Raw genomic sequence first — 17,273 nt, forward strand, 5'->3', positions numbered from 1 at the left:
TTGAATGTAGGGTCGCCGCTTGCCGGCGGACCGTGCCTTTCGGTAGGGGCGGTTGTCCTCAACCGCCCTTGGTAGGGCGAGTCGTCCCGACGAGTCGCGTTCTTTGGAGGGCCCGCCTCCACTTTACATTAATCCAATCAGTCCCTGAATCTCTCCCGCCCTCGCCGGATCCCCCGCGAGGTTTTTCATTTCCATCGGGTCCTTCTCCAAGTCGAAATACAACCACGGCGTCCCGTCCGCCTTGAGCACCAGCTTGTGCTTCGCCGAACGGAAACCGCGCCACGCCACCGGACACTGCTGGGCGATCTCCGTCGCCGTCGGCATCGAGATGAGCGCGCTGTCCCGCTTGTTGTGCCACTCCCGCCCCTCCGCCCAAGCCACCGCCATGTGCGGCAGGTCCACCAGGCTTACCGGATCGTTGCTCGGTCCTTTTCTTGTCACCTGCCCCTTGCCACTTGTCACTTTCCCACCGGGCCACCGCACCAGCAACGGAACCCGTATGCTCTCTTCGTAAGGCCACGCTTTGCGAAATAAACCGTGGCTCCCATGCATGTCCCCGTGCACCGACGTGAACACGACGATCGTCTCCGCCAGGTCCACCTCGGTCATCAGCTTCCCGGTGGCGCGGTCCGTCGCCTCGATGTGGGCGTAGTATCCCGCCAGTTCATCCCGCGCCTTTTCCTCCACCGGGCCGCCCGCCGGCACATTGGCCCGCAGCTTCAACTCCGTCGGTTTCATCTCCGTCACATGAGGCGCGGCCGCATGATACGGCGGATGCGGCGCCTCCAAGCTCACCACGCAGAACACCGGCTGTGAGTGCGGTGTCTTCAGCCACTCCGCCGCCCGCTGCACCAACACGTCGCTCTGATAACCTTTGAATCGCTTCGGCTGAGGCAACCTTGTCCCGTGCAGCCACGGATCGTTGAGCAGAAACCCGCTTTCGAATCCTTCCCACAGCTCGAAACCCCCGCGCCGCTCCGGCGGCACGAACTGCTTCGCGTTCGCCTCGCCGACAAACGGCGCCGTGCGATCGCGTTCCCCGAGATGCCATTTGCCAAACCACGCCGTCGCATAGCCCCGGTCCTTCAGCGCATGCGCAATAGTCCGACCTGTAGGGGCGTTGCTTGACGACGCCCGTGCCTTGCCCGGCTCGCCTTTATACACGGGCAGCGCATCCCAATAATCGTTCACCCCATTCTCCGGACACAGCTTCCCCGTCAGCAACGCCGCCCGCGCCTGCGGTCCGAGAGGATGCGGCGTGACGGCCTGCGTGAAGTTGACCGCCTCGCTCGCCAGCCCGTCCAGCCACGGCGTCCGCGCGTTCGCGTCCCCCGCATACCCCGTCGCCATGGCCCGCCATTGCGTAGTGACAATCCAGAGTATGTTGGGCCGCGACATGCTATTACTCTGCAAACCTAACAAACGCGGTCGCTATAATCTCGCCGTAGCCTTCGGGCGAAGGCGGATGGGTGGTAATAATCCAAAGAATGTTCGGTTGAGCCGTCATGGATATTTTTAGCCACAAAAAGAGGCAAAGAGCCACAAAAACGGGCAACAGACTGCCTGCTAATTGACACCAGCAAATCTTCCCGCATATTGCCTCTCAAATGCGCACCTTGACTGCAGTCATTTATCCGGCGCCCCGCTCCAAGTGGCTGGTGGCCTACAATCCGGAGACCGGGACGACCACCCAGGGTCGCACCCATCAGGAAGCGTTGCGCAATCTCAAGGAAGCCACCGAGCTATACCTGTCCGAATTTCCCGAGAAAGCGAAGTCCGCCGGGCGGGCCGTGATGACCACCTTCGAGGTCGCCGCTCATGCCTAATTTGCCGGGAGTCTCCGGCCGTAAGGCCGTCAAGGCACTGGAAAAATTGGGCTTTGTTTTCATCCGCCAGAAAGGCAGCCATGCCATCATGCGTCGCGGCGACCGCGGCTGCGTGGTGCCGATGCATCGGGAGATCAACCGTTGGACTCTCAACGGCGTGCTCAAACAAGCTGGTGTGTCCGCCGATGAGTTTCTGAGCGCTTTAAAATAGCCCGTCCAGCCACGGCGTCCGCGCATTCGCGTCCCCCGCATACCCCGTCGCCATGGCTCTCCATTGCGTCGTAACTATCCAGAGGATGTTCGGTTGCCCGGCCATGAGGAGGTTCAGCCATAAAAAGCACAAAAAGACACAAAGCGAACCTGCCTTGCGGTCCGTTGCTCGTGATCTTCGTGCCTCTTGTCAGCCATAGGCCTTGCGAAGGCTGATCGTGGTTAATCCCGCCGTGAATCCGGGTTGAATTTGCCCGGGCGCGGCGCCACCTTCCGGTCATGCGCATCCGTGTCATCGCCACCGGCGGCACCATCGACAAGGTCTACTTCGACGCCGCCAGCGCCTACGAGGTCGGCGAGCCCCAGGTCGGGCCCGTCTTTCGCGAATCCAACGTCACCTTTGACTTCGTCGTCGAGTCCGTCCTCCAGAAGGACAGCCTCGCCATGACCGACGATGACCGCGCCCTCATCCGCACCCGCGTCGAGGCCTCGCCCGAGAATCTCATCCTGATTACCCACGGCACCGACACCATGACGGCCACGGCCGCCAAGCTCGAGGGCCTGAAGGACAAGGTCATCGTCTTCACCGGTTCGATGCAGCCCGCCCGTTTCCGCAACAGCGACGCCGTCTTCAACCTCGGCTGCGCTGTCGGCGCCCTCCAATCGCTGTCACCCGGCATCTACATCGCGATGAACGGCGTGGTCGCGCCCGCCCACACGGTGAAAAAGAACCGCGCCCAAAGCCGCTTCGAGCCGAAGGCGTGAAAACAGAAACCTGAAACCTGAGTTTTGACCACGGATTTCGCGGATGAACACGGATAAGTCTCCTGGAGGGCCCGCGTCTCTGCGGGCCGAGCCTTGGTGGAGAGCCCAGCTCCAGCTGGGCCGCGGCTCGCAGGGACGCGAGCCCTCCATTAGTGCCAATTTAGTGTGGATTAGGGAGCGCCTTCAAATCCAACCCAATACCCGTTTCCTGTCATTCTGAACGAAGTGAAAAATCCATGCTTTTGCTCGCGCTATGGCTTTCGTTGCCGTGGATCCTTCGCTTCCTCCTTCGCCAAGGCTTCGGCGGACAAGCCGCTCAGGATGACAGTGCATTTAACCCTGCCGTAAACCACTCCATGAAAAAACTACCCCTCGTGCTCGCCCTGCTGTCCGTCCGCCTCCTCGCCGCCGAGGAACTGCCCCCGCCGGAACTGACCGAATACTACACGCCCGTGCCGCCGGTTGTCACCGCCCCCGCCGTCGGCGTGCCGTCCGACGCCATCGTGCTGTTCAACGGCACCAGCCTCGATGCCTGGGAGCCGGCGCGCACCAACGGCCATCCCTGGAAGATCGAGGACGGCGCCATGGTCGTCGTCCCCACCCCCGCGCCGGGCGAGCCCTGCGACCAGCGGACGAAGCGGTCCTTCGGTGACATCCAGCTGCACCTGGAATTTCGCACCCCGGCCAAGGTCGAGGGCACCGGCCAGGGCCGCGGCAACAGCGGCGTGTTCTTCATGGGGCTATACGAACTCCAGATCCTCGATTCATGGGAGAACCCGACCTACGTCAACGGCCAGGCCGCCTCGATCTACAAGCAGCACCCGCCGCTGGTGAACGCCAGCCGTCCGCCCGGCACGTGGCAGACCTACGACGTGGTGTTCATCGCCCCGCGCTTCGCCGCCGACGACACCCTCGTCAGCCCGGCGCGCATGACCGTCTTCCACAACGACGTGCTCGTGCAGCACGACGCCATCCTGACCGGCCCGACCGAGTATCGTGGCCAGCCGAAATACAAGGCCCACGCCGCCCGGCTGCCGCTCCAGCTGCAGGACCACCATAATCCCACGGCCTTCCGCAACATCTGGGTGCGGGAAATCAGCCTGCCGGAGGTAAAATAAGGTGGAGCGCGACCTTCGGGCGCGCTTTCAACGCGTCCGGAGGCCGCGTTCCACCCTCGACTTCACATCGCCGCGAACTCCGCCGGCACCGCCACATTCTGCTGGCCTCGGCCCGCCCCTTGCCCAAAAAGACAGGTCATACCGTCCATGAATCTCCCCGACGCCCACGTGGCCATCCTCCAAGCCTTCGCCCGCATGAAGGCGCTCTACCACCAGCCCGTCTTCAATGAGTGGGTGCTGGTGAAGCTCGCGCGCGAATCCGGGGCGATCCTCGCCTACGACGGTCCGCGCGCCGACCTTTACCAGGCAAAGTTCAAGAACGACATCGCCCCGCTCCAAGCCGAGATCGAGTCCCGCAAGATGGCCGTCGGCGACTTTGCGTTTATCCACGGCGCCGACGGCACGCACTACGACGCCTGCATCCGCCTGGGCCCAGCGGCCTACCTCTTTTGCAACCACACGACCAAGACCATGGACGATATCCGCCGGGATCAACGGTGGCTCGCCGCGCAGGAGCCCTTCGCCGAGCTCTGCGCCAAGTTCCGCGACGACCCGCTGAAGTAGAGGCAAGGAAGAAGGTTGAAGGAAGAATTAAGAAAATTTCACGGCCGAAGGACTCTGTTCATCCTTTCTCCTTCTTACTTCATCCTTTCCTACCTCAGGCCAGCAACCCCGCGTAGACAAACCAGCCGTAGGCGGCGACCAACACCCCGCCCGCCCAGCGCGGCAGGCCCCCGCTGGTGAGCAGCATCACCCCGTGCAGCACCGCGGAGCCGGCCAGGATCGCCAGCGTGGTCGTCGTGAATCCTGCCGTCGGCAGCGGCCGCACCACGGCAAACAGCCCGAGGCAAAGCGGAATGCAGATGTGCCCGTCGCCCACTTGCGAGGTGTAGACGATGTCCGCCCGGCGCTTCCAGCCCCAGTAGAGGGCCAGCACGGCGTTGGGCAGCACCATCAGCCAGCCGGTCAGCCAGCCGAGATTGGCGGCGCTGACAAACCCCTCCTTCTGCGCCGACAGCCAGGTCACGAGCCAGTCGAGGGTCTCATACATGAGGTAGGCGCAGGCGAGCACCACCACGGCATCGACATAAAACCTCCAACCGAAGGAAACCTTCTGCCGCAGGTTGTGCTTCATGACGTCAAACACCTGAAAGCACTGCCAGAAGAGGAACAGCCCGATGAGCACCAGGCCGTCGGTGCGGTCCAGGGTCCCGTCGCGACCGAGCGCCCAGGTGGTGCCGGTGAAGAACAGCACGGCGGTGAGCGTAAGCAGGAGCGACAGGCGGTTGAGCTGGCCCTCCAGTCCGCCACCCTTCGCCGTTTTCGCGGACCGGGCCGGTTTTTTCCCCTTCGTGCCGGCCGCCCTGGCCTTTGCCGGCAGCACGGCCAGACCCCAGCACAGCGCCGGCACGCCGAGCACCAGCGTGAGGTTGGTGACGTTGTTGACCAGGCAGTTGGTCAGCACCTCGCCGGGCGCGCCCTTCCGCGCGATCATGATGCCGACAAAGATGAGGTTGCCGAGGCCGGTGCAGTAAGGCGTCAGCAGCGTGCCCAGGGCCGTGCCTTCCAGCCCTTGGTCAAGCATCGCCTCCAGCCGCCACAGCATGAGCAGCGACACGCCGAGGAACACCGCGAGGTAGGTCCACGGGTCGGACAGCGCGAGCGAGTCGAGCAGTTGGGGAAGCACGCCGCCAGCAAGGGCGGACACGGCGCCGCTGTAAATCCCGCTTTGCGTGCAAAAATAACTGACTTCATGGTCCGCCCCGGTTGGATGAAACCACGATGACTCCCGCCGCCGAATCCCGTGCGCCCTTCTGGCTGTGGGCGGCGCTGCCGGTGGCGGTCGCCGCGTGGTTGCGCGTGCGGGGCCACGGCGACCTCGATCCCTTCACGGACGAGGGCGCGAACATCCTGACCGCGCTGGACCCGCGGGTGCGGACCGCCTTCGAGCCGCTCGAACAGGGCCGCCCGTGGCTGGTTTATCTGTTCCGGCCGGCCGGCTGGTTCCCCGCCGAGGCGCTGGCCGTGGCCCGCCTGATGAGCGCGGGTGCCGGCCTGCTGACCATGGCTGCGCTGGGCTGGACGCTCCACCGGTTGGGCGGACACCGTGCCGCGCTGGCCGGCCTGTGGCTGTGGGCCGTGCTGCCGTTCGCCGTGTGGCACGAGCGCCTGGCCCTGCAGGATCCGTTTGTCACCGCCCTGCTGGCCGGTTCGCTCGCGCTCCTGGTCGCGGGATTGCCCGCTGGGCGCCGCTGGGCCTGGCTCGGTGCCGGCGGTCTGTTCGGCGTCGCCCTCCTGTTGAAAATTTCCGCCGTGCTTGCGCTGCCCTGGCTCGGCCTCGTGTATGTCGCGCACCAGCGCCTTCAAGCCCGGCCGGTGTTCGACCGGCAGCTGTGGCTGATTCCCCTGGGGGCACTGCTCCCGGGGCTGACGCTCGGCGGTGATCTCGCCCGCCTGGGCTCCAAACTCGGCCGCTACGACGCCCTGCCCTCCGTCGCCCATGGCGGGTTCCTGCAGTCCGCGCTGGAGCGGCTGGCGATCTGGCTCGGTTTTTATTCGGGCTATGGCGGCTGGCCCCTGCTCCTGCTGCTGGCGGGCGCTCTGGTCCTGGCCGCCCGGGGCCGGCAATGGCTGGCGCTGGCCTGCGCCGCCGCGTGGGCCGTCTCACTGCTGGTCGCCGCCCTCTGCTATAACAACACCTACGCCCGCTACGCGCTGCCGGACCACTTGCCGCTGATCCTGGGCCTGGGGCTGGCCTGGGGCGCGATCCCGGCGGCCGCCCCACGCTGGCGGGACAGCGCAACGCTCCTCTTCGCGGTGGCGCTGGTCCGCTGGGGCGCCGTCTCGTGGGGCATCGGCACCGACCCGCGCACCGCGGCCGTTCCTGCGGCCGAAATCAAACAGTATGCCACCGGCCCCTGGAGTGGCCGCGGCTTGGCCGAGACGCGCCGCTTTCTCGCCGACTACGCGGATCAGCATCAGGTGCGCTGCCTCGTGCTGACGCACCGGTTCATGCGGCCCGGCTGCTACGGGCTGCTGCTGGCCGAGCTGGGCGACCCGCGCATCGGCGTGGTGCCCTTCACCGTCTACGAGCCGGCGGAGCTGGCGGTCGCCGGCGGCGGCCTGCGCCACGTGAGCGCCGGCACGCCCGTCGCCTGCTTCCTCCTCTACGAGGGCAGCCTTTATCCGGCGCATCCGTGGCTGGCGGCACCGGGCTCGCCGGCCCGGCTCGTGCGGACCATCGACCGGGGCGCCGGCGAGAGCTTCAGCCTCTGGCAATTCCAACCCTGAGCCGGACTCATGCAGTCAACCGTATTTCACTCGAAAGTGAACGCACTTAAAGGTGGAGCGCGTTGACCTCAACACGCTTTCGGGCGGCCACTCTCAAACCAGCGTGTTGCGGTCAACCCGCTCCACCACGAACTGCAGATCCCGGCTGAGCGCCGGCTCTACTGCAGCCTGGGCGGCAGGCGCGACCAGCGGGCCTGGAAATCGGCGATGACGCCGCTCGTCTTGGGCTCGGGATTGTCCCCGGCCTTCAGGGTGAAGGCGGCGGTGAAATCGCCCAGCACGGCGCAATACTCGCTGTTGACCATGATGCCGATGAGCTCGCCCGTTTTGCTGAAGACAAGGTCCCCGCGCTTCGGAGCGATCTCGCCGAACAGCCGCGTGACAATCCGGTTGTCGAGCTTCACGTAGGAATTGCTCGTGGGGTCGATGCGCAGGGTCGTCTCGCCGTAATGGCCGTCGTCGGCCCGCACCAGCACGGCGTCGGGGAACTTGAAGGGCTCCTTGGCGAGCTGGTAGATCTTGGCGCCCATGAGGGCGGCCAGCGAGTCGTCCACCGGCACCACGATGACGCGCGGGTCGAGGCGCAGGAACTGCAGCTCGCCCACCGGCGCGTTGAACGACCCGCGGGTCAGCGTGCCGGTCACCCGGTCGTAGTCGGACGGAACCTCGACGAGCGTGAACGGCGTGTCGCTCAGGTGCATGAGGGCGTAGGTGTGCTGGCCGTCGCTCACCAGCACGGTCTGCGCCTCCTTGTCCTTGACGGTCGGGCTGAAAAGGCCGGGCTTGCGCGCGGTCAGCTTCGTCGTGACGCGGTTGGCCTGGAACTCGCTGAAGATGAGGTTGGGGTTCACCGGGCGGTTGGTGCGGATCTCCTGGCTGAGCTCGCCGGACTTTTCCGCCAGCTGGCCGACATTCTGGCCGAGCTGCGCGGTCTGCTCCTGCACCTTGGCGCGCTCGGCGCGCTCGACCTCGACCTGCTGCTTGGCCTCCGTGAGGTTCTGGGTGAGCAGGCCCTTTTCCTGCTCGGCCACCTTGACGGCGACGTTGAGGTTCTCGATCCGCTGCCGGGCCTCGGCGTTCGCGCGTTCGGCGCGGGCGAGTTCCTCGCGCTGGCGCTCGGCCTCGGCCTTCTGCTCCTCGAGCTCGCGCTGCAGCTTGGCGAGCTGCTCCTTGGACATCGAGGCCTCCTGCGAAGTGGCGGTGTAGCGCTGTTCCAGCTCCTTCACGCTGGTCTGGGTGGCGGAGAGGGTGCGCTCGAGCTGGCCCTTCTGGGACTGGAGGGCGGCGACGTTCTTCTCACGCTCGGCCAGCGAGCCCGAGGTGGAGGCCAGCTGCGCGTTGAGCGCGTCGCGCGCGGCCTTCTCGTCCTCGAGGGAGACACGCATGAGCTCGACCATGTCGGCGTTGATCGACGGGGCGCTGGCGGCGGAGCGCGGCGCGGCGGTCTCGAGCTGGGTATGCGACGGCTCGGCCTTCTCCCAGCGGGTGAGCGCCAGGAGATTGAGCAACATGAAGTCGCACATGATCAGGAGGAGCGTCTTGTTCATGTCGGGGCGGCCTCAGGCGGTAACCGCGGCCGTCTGGCTCTCGATGATGAGCTGGCGCTTGTAGGGCCGGACGTGGCGGATCTTCACCAGCGCGACGCAGACGATGCCAAAGAGGTTGGAGGAGTAGGCGGCGAGCAGGTTGGCGTCGATGACATGGAGCACCTGGAGCACCAGGGCGGTGGCGGTGCCGGCGATGCCGAGATAGAGGCCGCCGTCGAAGAGGTTCTCCTCGTTTTCCATGAGCCGGAGCTTGAGCGCCGACGGGATGGACTGGCGGGCGATGTCGGAGATTTTCATCACGCAGATGAAATACATGCCGAGCTGGATGGCGGCAAAGATGACGATGGTGAGGATGGTGGTGATGTCCATGGTGGCGGGGGTGGTTGAAGCGGGGGCGGCCGGTGCCGCGAGGGCACCGATGACGGGAATGGTGAGTTTTATTTTGTAGTCCGAAACGGGCGCGGCCTTGAGCAGGAAGGGCTCCGAGAAGACAAAGAAGATGAAGGTGAGCACGACCGCGATCACGCCGCTGCCCATGCGCGGGAAGGCGCCGCGCAGCGCGGACTCGACCGAGAAGAACAGCCGGGTGTCCACCGCCCGCAGCAGGAGGAAGACGCCGCCGAGGAAGGCCGCATATTTGGCCACCAGCGCCAGCTCGGGGTGCCGCAGCACGAAGCCCGCGCCGAATTCGAACTCCGGCCCGGCCGCATGGGAGACCGGCGCCTGCCGCTGCACGAGCTGCTCGACGGCGCCTTCGCCGCTGGCCAGCGCCAGCTGGAGGTGTTCCACGCCCGGCTGGCCGAAGGTGATGAGGTAATGCGCGACGCGGTCGGCCGACTTCGTCATGAGCGCGGCGGTGTAGATGACCGGCAGGTGCTCCGGGGCGACGCGCGCGAGATGGGCGAACTGCCCGACCGTGCCGAGGCTGCCGGTGGTGCGCAGCAATTCCGAAAGTTGCACCCAGTTGAGCCGCCGGCCGAGCGTCAGGACATCAAGGTAGAAATCCTCCAGCTCGCCCATCTGGCCGGTGCGCACGGCGGTCTCGGCCAAGGCACGCACTTCGCGCTGGAGGCCCGACGAGAGATGCTCGGTCTGCCAGAGGTAGGCCGTGAGCAGGATGACGGCCTCCAGCGGCTGGCCGCCGGGCCGGTTGGCGGGCACGAAGCGCTGCGTGGAGCCCAGCTCGGCCGTCTGCAGGACGGTCTGCACGCCCGGCAGCCGGGAGACCCCGAGGTAGCGGCGGAGATTCTCGCGCGCCTGCTGGGTCGCCATGAAGGTCAGCACCGGCTGCGAATCGGCGGACGCCGCCGCGCTGCGGCTGCCGAGCAGCGGTTCGAGGGCGATGTCCCAGCCGCCCCACGGCATCATCTCGCGGTGTTTCCGCGCAAAGTCCTCGTAAATGGTGCCGAGCGGGCCGGCGCCGGGGTCACCCACCTTGCGGGCCGTCTCGAGCACCAGGGCCGCGGGACCCGGTTTGTCGAGTTCGAGCAGTTCGCGGCCGAAACCGGCCACGCTCTGGGTCTCGCGGCCGGCCTCGCGCAGCAGGGCGGTGTTGAGCGACTTGACGTTCACCGGCAGAAGCCAGGCCAGGGCCAGCAAGCCCGCACCCAAGGCCAACCAAAGTTGCCATAAGGCAGAGCGGGCGCCGGCAGCGGAGTCGGGCGGAGTCACGGGTCGATGCATAACAGCTTGGCAGACGGAAACAAATTTATTTGCGGCCCCCTTGCCGGGGGAAATAGCGTGGACGTCTACCCAAGACCCATGGTGCTGAAAATAGTTCACTTCAATGAGCCCATCCTGCGCAAAAAAGGCGCGAAAGTGACGGCGTTCAACGCCGCGCTCGCCAAGCTGGCGGCCGACATGGTGGAGACCATGCACGCGGCGGAGGGCATCGGGCTCGCGGCCCAGCAGGTCGGCCAAGCCATCCAGCTCTGCGTCATCGACCTCCGGCCCGCCGAGGCGGAGTTTGCCTGGGAATATGACGGCGCCCGGCCACCCCTGGAAATTTTCATGCCGCTGGCCCTGGTGAACCCCGAGGTGACCGTCGTGCCGAAGCCCGAGACCGTCTACGAGGAGGGCTGCCTGTCCTTTCCCCAGATCCGCGGCGACGTGGTGCGGCCGGACGAGATCACGGTCAAGTTCCAGGACCCCGCCGGCCAGGCCCACGTGCTGCGCTGCACCGGCCTGCTCTCGCGCTGCGTGCAGCACGAGGTCGACCACCTCAACGGGATCCTCTACATCGACCGGATGGCCAAAGACGTGCTCGCTGTCATCGACCCGGAATTGAAAGCGCTCAAGAAACAGACCCGCGAGGCGGCGAAGAAGTGAAGGTCCCCGGGGCCTTTGAGCAACCAACACCAACGCATCATGCCCACGATTTCCTCCCTCCCTTGTAGGAGCCTGCTTGCAGGCGATGCGGGATGTCTGACAATGGATCTAGTGCGGAATCGCCTGCAAGCAGGCTCCTACATCCCAGCCAAGCCGAAGCACCTGTCAGCCGTCCTGTCCGCCATCGGCTTGGCGACGGCGGAAGGCTCGGCGCAGGCTGAAGCTCCGGGGTATCATACCCAAAGAGAATGAAGAGCGATGGTGAAAGTGAGAGTGGCCAAAATCACCAATTCCTTCACCTTACCGTAGCTTCCCACCCGCTCACACTCACTTTCACTTTCCCCTCATGACGCCCCGCTCCATCGCCACCCGCACGGGGGACGACGGCACCACTTCCCTGCTCTACGGCCAGCGGGTGCCCAAGGACCACCCGCAGATCGCGGCGGTCGGCGCACTCGACGAACTGAACGCCGCGCTCGGCTTTGCCAAGGCCACCCGCCCCGCCGGCGGCAGCCCGGCCGAGCTCGAGCGCATCCAGCAGGAACTCGTCGCCTTCATGGGCGAGGTCGCCTGCGCCGAGGCCAACGCCGCGCGCTACGACGAATCGAAATTCGCGAAGATCGACGCCGCGGCCCTCGCCCGGATCGACGCCGCCGTGGCCGCCATCGAGGCCCGCTCGCCAAAATTCGACGGCTGGGCCACGCCCGGCGCCAACCTGCACGCCGCCGCGCTCGACCTGGCCCGCACCGCGGCCCGCCGCGCCGAGCGGCAGTTGATCGGCTTGCCGAAGCAGGGCCGCAGCGTGCGGCCGGTGCTGCTGCAATACCTGAACCGGTTGTCCGACCTGCTCTGGCTCATGGGCCGGGAAGCGGAGGGTTGACGCCCCTACACACCCCGCCCCTTGGGCACCCCTCTTCATGGAGGGGACTGCGGCCGCATAGACTTGAATCCCCTCTATGAAGAGAGGTGGTGCGCAGCGCCGGGGTGTGTCGACGCATACAGCATACCTCGCGCTTGTCATCACCACCCCCGCCCGTCTTAAGTAACCTCATGCGCACCGCCGCCATCGTCCTCATCCTGCTCGCGCTGGGCTACCGCCTGCTGCCGACCTTGGACATGACCTGGGCGAATTTCCCGCCGTTCGCCGCCATCGCTTTCTGCGGCGCCGTCTATTTCCGGGACAAGCGGCTCTGGTTCCTGCCCTTTGCCGGTCTCTGCCTGACCGATCTCTACATCAATTGGTTCTATGCCCGGGAATACGGCTACCACCTGGAGTGGACCGGCTATGTCGGCCGCATCGTCTGCTACACTCTCGGCCTCGGCCTGGGCGCGTGGGTCTCGAGCCGCAAGTCCTGGCTCTGGCTGCTGAACGGTTCGCTGCTCGGCGCCGTGCTGTTCTATCTCATCACCAACACGCTCTCGTGGTCGACCGATGCCTTCTACGCCAAGACCCTCGCCGGCTGGTGGCAGGCGCTGACGATCGGTCACCCGGAATACCCGCCGACGATCTTTTTCTTCAAGAACACCCTGTTCGGCGACCTGATGTTCACCGGCCTCTTCTCCGGCGTCATGGAGTGGATCGCCCACACCGCAAAGGAGCCCAACCTGATCGATGGCGAGGACGGGGAGAAGGAAAAGGAGGACGAGGGCGAGCCGGCCGAGGTGAAGGCGAAGGATTGAGGTGGAGCGCGACCTCCGGGCGCGCTTTGAAAAACCCGCCCGGAGGTCGGGTTCCACCTACCGGAGGTCCGCCTACTTCGACTTCATCACCCACACGCCTTCCCACTTGTCCGCGGGCGGGTGCACTTTGAGGTATTCACAGCGCTCGATGTAGGTCGCGCTGAGCTTGTCGCCGGGGTGCAGTGCGAGCGCTTCCTGGAACTGCTTGATCGCCCGGTCGAACTCGCCCTTGCGGTAGTAGCCGAGCGCGCCACGGAACAGGCCGATGACCTCCGGCATGTGCGGGAACGTCTCCTCGGTGTGGAAATCCAGCACCTCGTAGACGCCGATGGGCTCGGTCTTGCCCTTGACGATGACCCGGTCGATGTCGCGCATGCGGTAGGTGCCCTTGAGCTTCCGGTAGGTGAACTCGGAGCAGAGGATCTGCGCGGAATATTCCTTGCACGCGCTCTCGAGCCGCGAGGCGAGATTCACGCCGTCGCCGATGACCGTGTAATCCATGCGCTTCGGCGAGCCGATGTTGCCGGAGATCACGTGGTCGGTGTTGAGGCCGACGCCCATCTGGATGGGCTTCTGGCCGCGGGCCTGGCGCCGCTGGTTCAGCGAGCGCAGTTCCGTGATCATCTTGATGGCCGCGCGCATCGCCCGGTCGGGATCGTCCCCATGCGCCACCGGGATGCCGAACTCGGCCATCATCGCGTCACCGATGAACTTGTCGAGCATGCCGCCCTCGTCGGTGATGCACTGCACCATCAGCGTGAAATATTCGTTGAGCAGCGCGACCGTGCCTTGCGCCCCAAGCTCCTCGGTGAGCGTGGTGAACGCGCGGATGTCGGAAAAGAGCATCGTGGCCTCGACGCTCGCCCCGCCGAGCGCCTCGCCGCCCGCGGCGAGCAGCTGGTCGGCCAGGCCCGGGTCCATGTAGCGCGCCATGGTGGACTTCATGCGCTTCTCGGAGGAGATGTCCTCGAGCATGAGCATCGAGCCGAGGCGCTTGCCCTTGAGGCTGATGAGCGGCTGGAGCGTGAGGTTGACGTTGAGTTTCTCCCCGCGCACCTCGATGGCCGCGTCCATCAGCGTGTCGGCCTTCGCGCCGCTGGCGTCGAGGGCCTTCAGGCGGTCGAGCACCCAGGCGTTGGGGCCGGTGAGGAACTCGGCGGCGGGTTTGCCGATCACGTCGGCCTCGCGCACCTTGAAGATGCGGAAACCGGCGGCGTTGCAGGTGTGGATGCGGCCGTCCTCGCCCAGCGTGATGACGCCGCTCGACATGCTCTCGAGCACGGACTGGTTGTAGTTCCGCATGTTCTGCACGTCGTCGAAGAGCTTGGCGTTCTCGAGGGCGATGGAGACCTGGGCGGTGAAGGCCTTGAGGCGCGCCTCGTCCTCCGCGGTGAAGGGGCCGCCGCGCTTGTTGAGGGCCTGGGTGACGCCGATGCACTTGCCGTTCTTGTTCACCACCGGCACGCAGAGGATGGAGCGGGTGAAATAGCCGGTCTTCTTGTCGAACGCCGGGTTGAAGCGCAGGTCGGCGTAGGCGTGCGGGATGTTGATGGTCTTGCCCGACTGGAACACGGCGCCGGCGATGCCCGCGGTGTTCGGCAGCTTGATCTGCACGGCGTTGAGGCCCTCGCCCACCTCGGACCAGAGTTCGTCGGTCTTCTCGTTGTTGAGGAAAAGCGTGGAACGGTCGGCCTTCAGCATGCGGGTGGCCTCGCTCATCACGCGGCGCAGCAGCACGGACAGGTCGAGCGAGCTGGTGATGTCGGCCACGAGGTCGAGAAACTCCATCTCCTGCTGACGGGTCTTTTTCATCCCCTCGATGAACTGCGAGCTCTGCAGCGCGACGGAGGCCTGCGAGGCCATCGCCTCGAGCAGGTCGAGATCCTCGGGGGTGAAGCGGCCCTCGCGCTTGTTCAGGGTCTGGACGACGCCGATGATCTCGCCGCGGGCGGTTTTGATCGGCGCGCAGAGGATGGACTGGGTGACGAAGCCGGTCTTGCGGTCGATCTCGTCGTTGAAGCGCTTGTCCTTGTAGGGATCGTGGATGATCAACCCCTCGCCGCTCTGGAAGACGGAGCCGGCGACGCCGGAGTTGTTCAGCAGGCGGATCTCGCGGTTGAAGGTGCCCTGGGCGGTGCGCGAGAAGAGTTCGTTCGTGGCGGCGTCGTTGAGGAACAGGGTGCCGCGCTCGGCGTTGGTCTCGTTGGCGATGATCTCGACCAGCGTGGCGAGCAGGTCGTCGAGGCTGTCGATGACGGCGACGCGCTGCGACAGCTTGATGAGCATTTCCGTCCGGCGCAGCCGGCCGCGGAGGGCGGAGATGCTTTCGCGGGGCGCCGTGGGCGCGCGCGACCCGGTGGCCTTGGCGGCGGCCTTGGCTTTAACGGTCATGGTGCTTCTCCAATTGTTCACGCAGTCCGGCGACGGTGCCGCGGAGCTGGCGCAGCTCGTCCTGGTGGGCCCGCGCCTGTTTCTCGAGGTGGTCGGTGTTTTCCTGGCGCAGCCGCTCCAGTTCGTCGCGCAGAAGCTGGATGGTGCCGTGCAGCTGCCGGGCTTCGTCATGGCCGGCGGCGACGGCGGCTTGGACGGCTTCCTGCTTGGCTACTTCCAGTGCCTGCAATTCGTCGCGCAGGGAAGCCGCGGTGGTGCGCAGCTGGCGGGCCTCGTCCTGGGCGTTGGTCACGGCGGCCTGCACGGTGTCGGCCCGCGAGGCCTGCACGTGCTCCAGCTCCGTGCGCAGCGCCTGGATGGTGTCGCGCAACTGCCGGAGCTCACGCTGCGCGAGCAGCATGGCGGCCTGGTCCTCGGTCTCGAGGCCCTTCAGCGGGTTGAGCAGCGCCTTTTCCACAGGCGGCCAGTTTCCGCCCCGGCGGGCGGGCGGCAAGCCGAGAATGAGCGGAGCATCCCCTGGTAGGGCGAGTCGTCCCCGACGAGCCGCGGCTCATCCAGAGGATTCGCCCTACCGGGCAAGGCCTCAGAGCAGGTCGGCGGCGAGTTCGGCGAGCTTGGAGCGCTCGCCCTTCGTCAGCTTCACGTGCGCGGCGAGGGCCAGGCCCTTCATGCGGTTGTGGCAGTAGACGAGGCCGTTGCTGCGTGAGTCCACGTAGGGATTGTCGATCTGCGCCGGGTCGCCGATGAGCACGAGCTTGGAGCTCTCGGAGATGCGGGTGATGACCGTCTTCACCTCGTGGGGCGTGAGCTGCTGCGCCTCGTCGAGGATGAAGAAGCGCCGGGCGATCGAGCGGCCGCGGATGAAGCACAAGGCCTCGATCTCGACCACGCCGCTGCTGATGAGGCGTTCGTAGGGTTTCACCAGCGGCGCGCCGCTGTGGTGGTGGCCGCCATGGGAAGGCTGGGGCGTGGACATCATGGCCATGGCGTCGTCGCGCTTCTTCTTTTTCTTGCCGGAGATCTTCTTGGCCGCGAACTGGGGCTCCTTCTGGGGCTTCGCGGGCATGAGCACTTCGAGCGCGTCATGGTAGGGCTGCAGCCAGGGCTTCATTTTCTCCTCGAGCGTGCCGGGAAGGAAGCCGATGTCCTTGCCGAGCGCGATGACCGGGCGGGAGATGGACAGGCCGTCGTAGCGCGAACTCTCGTCCGTGGTCTGGAAGAGCGCGCAGGCGGTGGAGAGGAGCGTCTTGCCGGTGCCGGCCTTGCCGAAGCACGTGACGAGCGAGATGCTGTCGTCCATCAGCGCGTCCACGAAGAACTGTTGTTCGAGATTGCGCGGCCGGATCGGGATGCCGCCGGGGGCCTTGACGAAATCGGGCAGGTGCAGGCGGCGCACGACGTTTTTCCCATAATACCGGCCGGGCATCGTCTTGCCCTCGGGCGTCATGAGCAGCACGTATTCGTTGAGGTAGAGCGGTGCGGCGACTTCCTCGGCCAGCTCGAACTCGCCCTCGGAACAGAAGCGCTGCATCTCGTAGACATCGAGCGAGACTGTCCGATAGCCGTCGTCGTCGGCGGTGGCCTCGGGCACCTTGTCGTTCAGATAGTCCTCGGCCTCGAGGCCGACGGCGCGGGCCTTGAGCTGCACATTGACGTCCTTGGTGACGAGGATGGTCGGCGGCGGGTTGGTCTCCTGGACGAAGAGGGCGCTCGCGATGATGCGGTTGTCCTTCTTGGTGAAGTCCGAGAGGACGGCGCGCAGCCGCTGCATGGCCGGCGACGACCAGTTGTTCTCCACCAGGTAGCGGTTGATGATGACGGAGAGGGTGCCCCCGCTGGGCAGTTTGACGCCCTCGTGCATCGATCGCGAGTCCGGCAGGAGCTCCTGCAGGATGCGGTGCACGCGGCGGGCATTCCGGCCACGCTCCGTGGACTGCTCGCTCTTGATCGCATCGAGCTCCTCAAGAACCTCGACGGGAATCGCCAGGTTGTTGTCCTCGAATTTGTAGATCGACTGGGGGTCGTGCAGCAGAACGTTCGTATCCAAAACGTAGGTTTTTACTCTAACCTCTACGTAATGCTGCGGTGAATTTTGAACCGAGCTTATGGTGTTTTCC

General features: G+C 65.7%; 16 protein-coding genes. 9 read left to right on the forward strand and 7 right to left on the reverse strand.

Annotated features, from left to right (window positions below):
- Positions 1-123 precede the first annotated feature (123 nt).
- The gene (locus BLU29_RS02945; RefSeq protein WP_091055085.1) at positions 124-1,398 is read right to left on the reverse strand and encodes a sulfatase-like hydrolase/transferase; all 1,275 of its coding nucleotides are present in this window, start codon (positions 1,396-1,398) and stop codon (positions 124-126) included.
- Positions 1,399-1,607: 209 nt separating this feature from the next.
- On the opposite strand from BLU29_RS02945, the gene BLU29_RS02950 reads away from it, so the two are divergent.
- The 5 genes from BLU29_RS02950 to BLU29_RS02970 all read left to right on the forward strand — a co-directional run bounded on the left by BLU29_RS02950 (position 1,608) and on the right by BLU29_RS02970 (position 4,483).
- Positions 1,608-1,826, forward strand: coding sequence for a type II toxin-antitoxin system HicB family antitoxin (locus BLU29_RS02950; RefSeq protein ID WP_091055086.1), 219 nt, complete (start codon positions 1,608-1,610; stop codon positions 1,824-1,826).
- The gene (locus BLU29_RS02955; RefSeq protein ID WP_091055087.1) at positions 1,819-2,037 is read left to right on the forward strand and encodes a type II toxin-antitoxin system HicA family toxin; all 219 of its coding nucleotides are present in this window, start codon (positions 1,819-1,821) and stop codon (positions 2,035-2,037) included. Before BLU29_RS02950 ends, BLU29_RS02955 begins: the two co-directional genes overlap by 8 nt.
- A 278-nt stretch (positions 2,038-2,315) precedes the next feature.
- Positions 2,316-2,801, forward strand: a complete 486-nt coding sequence (locus BLU29_RS02960) for an asparaginase domain-containing protein (protein ID WP_091055088.1) — start codon at positions 2,316-2,318, stop codon at positions 2,799-2,801.
- Positions 2,802-3,157: 356 nt separating this feature from the next.
- Positions 3,158-3,919, forward strand: coding sequence for a DUF1080 domain-containing protein (locus tag BLU29_RS02965; protein ID WP_091055089.1), 762 nt, complete (start codon positions 3,158-3,160; stop codon positions 3,917-3,919).
- Positions 3,920-4,066: 147 nt separating this feature from the next.
- Positions 4,067-4,483, forward strand: a complete 417-nt coding sequence (locus BLU29_RS02970; protein ID WP_091055090.1) for a hypothetical protein — start codon at positions 4,067-4,069, stop codon at positions 4,481-4,483.
- 94 nt (positions 4,484-4,577) lie between these two features.
- Here BLU29_RS02970 and BLU29_RS02975 read toward each other — a convergent pair whose 3' ends face one another.
- Positions 4,578-5,627, reverse strand: a complete 1,050-nt coding sequence (locus BLU29_RS02975) for a sodium:calcium symporter (protein WP_231962296.1) — start codon at positions 5,625-5,627, stop codon at positions 4,578-4,580.
- Positions 5,628-5,701: 74 nt separating this feature from the next.
- Here BLU29_RS02975 and BLU29_RS02980 point away from each other — a divergent pair, with 74 nt between their 5' ends.
- On the forward strand, positions 5,702-7,210 hold the full coding sequence (locus BLU29_RS02980; RefSeq protein WP_091055091.1) for a glycosyltransferase family 39 protein: 1,509 nt from the start codon (positions 5,702-5,704) through the stop codon (positions 7,208-7,210).
- 158 nt (positions 7,211-7,368) lie between these two features.
- On the opposite strand, the gene BLU29_RS02985 is transcribed toward BLU29_RS02980, so the two are convergent.
- Both BLU29_RS02985 and BLU29_RS02990 read right to left on the reverse strand, forming a co-directional pair.
- The gene (locus BLU29_RS02985; protein ID WP_091055092.1) at positions 7,369-8,757 is read right to left on the reverse strand and encodes a hypothetical protein; all 1,389 of its coding nucleotides are present in this window, start codon (positions 8,755-8,757) and stop codon (positions 7,369-7,371) included.
- A 12-nt stretch (positions 8,758-8,769) separates the two neighbouring features.
- Complete coding sequence (locus BLU29_RS02990) at positions 8,770-10,356, reverse strand: hypothetical protein (protein WP_091055093.1); 1,587 nt, start codon at positions 10,354-10,356, stop codon at positions 8,770-8,772.
- Positions 10,357-10,518: 162 nt separating this feature from the next.
- Between BLU29_RS02990 and def the strand changes: the two genes are divergently transcribed.
- From def to BLU29_RS03005, 3 genes are all read left to right on the forward strand, one after another.
- Complete coding sequence (def, locus tag BLU29_RS02995; RefSeq protein ID WP_091055094.1) at positions 10,519-11,085, forward strand: peptide deformylase; 567 nt, start codon at positions 10,519-10,521, stop codon at positions 11,083-11,085.
- A 346-nt stretch (positions 11,086-11,431) separates the two neighbouring features.
- Complete coding sequence (locus BLU29_RS03000; protein WP_091055095.1) at positions 11,432-11,965, forward strand: cob(I)yrinic acid a,c-diamide adenosyltransferase; 534 nt, start codon at positions 11,432-11,434, stop codon at positions 11,963-11,965.
- Positions 11,966-12,135: 170 nt separating this feature from the next.
- Entirely contained in the window at positions 12,136-12,765 is a 630-nt protein-coding gene (locus BLU29_RS03005) for a DUF6580 family putative transport protein (RefSeq protein ID WP_091055096.1), read from the forward strand.
- A gap of 72 nt (positions 12,766-12,837) precedes the next feature.
- Here BLU29_RS03005 and BLU29_RS03010 read toward each other — a convergent pair whose 3' ends face one another.
- From BLU29_RS03010 to BLU29_RS03020, 3 genes are all read right to left on the reverse strand, one after another.
- On the reverse strand, positions 12,838-15,156 hold the full coding sequence (locus BLU29_RS03010) for a GAF domain-containing protein (RefSeq protein WP_091055097.1): 2,319 nt from the start codon (positions 15,154-15,156) through the stop codon (positions 12,838-12,840).
- Positions 15,146-15,613: a hypothetical protein gene (locus BLU29_RS03015; protein ID WP_091055098.1), complete on the reverse strand. Its 468-nt coding sequence runs from the start codon at positions 15,611-15,613 to the stop codon at positions 15,146-15,148. Before BLU29_RS03015 ends, BLU29_RS03010 begins: the two co-directional genes overlap by 11 nt.
- A gap of 126 nt (positions 15,614-15,739) precedes the next feature.
- Positions 15,740-17,203 carry a PhoH family protein gene (locus BLU29_RS03020; protein WP_231962297.1) on the reverse strand — a complete coding sequence of 488 codons (1,464 nt, stop codon included), beginning with the start codon at positions 17,201-17,203 and terminating at the stop codon, positions 15,740-15,742.
- Between the last annotated feature and the right edge of the window lie 70 nt (positions 17,204-17,273).

The sequence above is a fragment of the Opitutus sp. GAS368 genome (genome assembly GCF_900104925.1).
Taxonomy (GTDB): domain Bacteria; phylum Verrucomicrobiota; class Verrucomicrobiia; order Opitutales; family Opitutaceae; genus Lacunisphaera.

Excerpts from the sequence above, each read along its gene's own strand:
- BLU29_RS02945 (WP_091055085.1), bottom strand. The coding sequence starts at position 1,398 with ATGTCGCGGCCCAACATACTCTGGATTGTCACTACGCAATGGCGGGCC.
- BLU29_RS02950 (WP_091055086.1), top strand. The coding sequence starts at position 1,608 with ATGCGCACCTTGACTGCAGTCATTTATCCGGCGCCCCGCTCCAAGTGG.
- BLU29_RS02955 (WP_091055087.1), top strand. The coding sequence starts at position 1,819 with ATGCCTAATTTGCCGGGAGTCTCCGGCCGTAAGGCCGTCAAGGCACTG.
- BLU29_RS02960 (WP_091055088.1), top strand. The coding sequence starts at position 2,316 with ATGCGCATCCGTGTCATCGCCACCGGCGGCACCATCGACAAGGTCTAC.
- BLU29_RS02965 (WP_091055089.1), top strand. The coding sequence starts at position 3,158 with ATGAAAAAACTACCCCTCGTGCTCGCCCTGCTGTCCGTCCGCCTCCTC.
- BLU29_RS02970 (WP_091055090.1), top strand. The coding sequence starts at position 4,067 with ATGAATCTCCCCGACGCCCACGTGGCCATCCTCCAAGCCTTCGCCCGC.
- BLU29_RS02980 (WP_091055091.1), top strand. The coding sequence starts at position 5,702 with ATGACTCCCGCCGCCGAATCCCGTGCGCCCTTCTGGCTGTGGGCGGCG.
- BLU29_RS02985 (WP_091055092.1), bottom strand. The coding sequence starts at position 8,757 with ATGAACAAGACGCTCCTCCTGATCATGTGCGACTTCATGTTGCTCAAT.
- def (WP_091055094.1), top strand. The coding sequence starts at position 10,519 with ATGGTGCTGAAAATAGTTCACTTCAATGAGCCCATCCTGCGCAAAAAA.
- BLU29_RS03000 (WP_091055095.1), top strand. The coding sequence starts at position 11,432 with ATGACGCCCCGCTCCATCGCCACCCGCACGGGGGACGACGGCACCACT.
- BLU29_RS03005 (WP_091055096.1), top strand. The coding sequence starts at position 12,136 with ATGCGCACCGCCGCCATCGTCCTCATCCTGCTCGCGCTGGGCTACCGC.
- BLU29_RS03010 (WP_091055097.1), bottom strand. The coding sequence starts at position 15,156 with ATGACCGTTAAAGCCAAGGCCGCCGCCAAGGCCACCGGGTCGCGCGCG.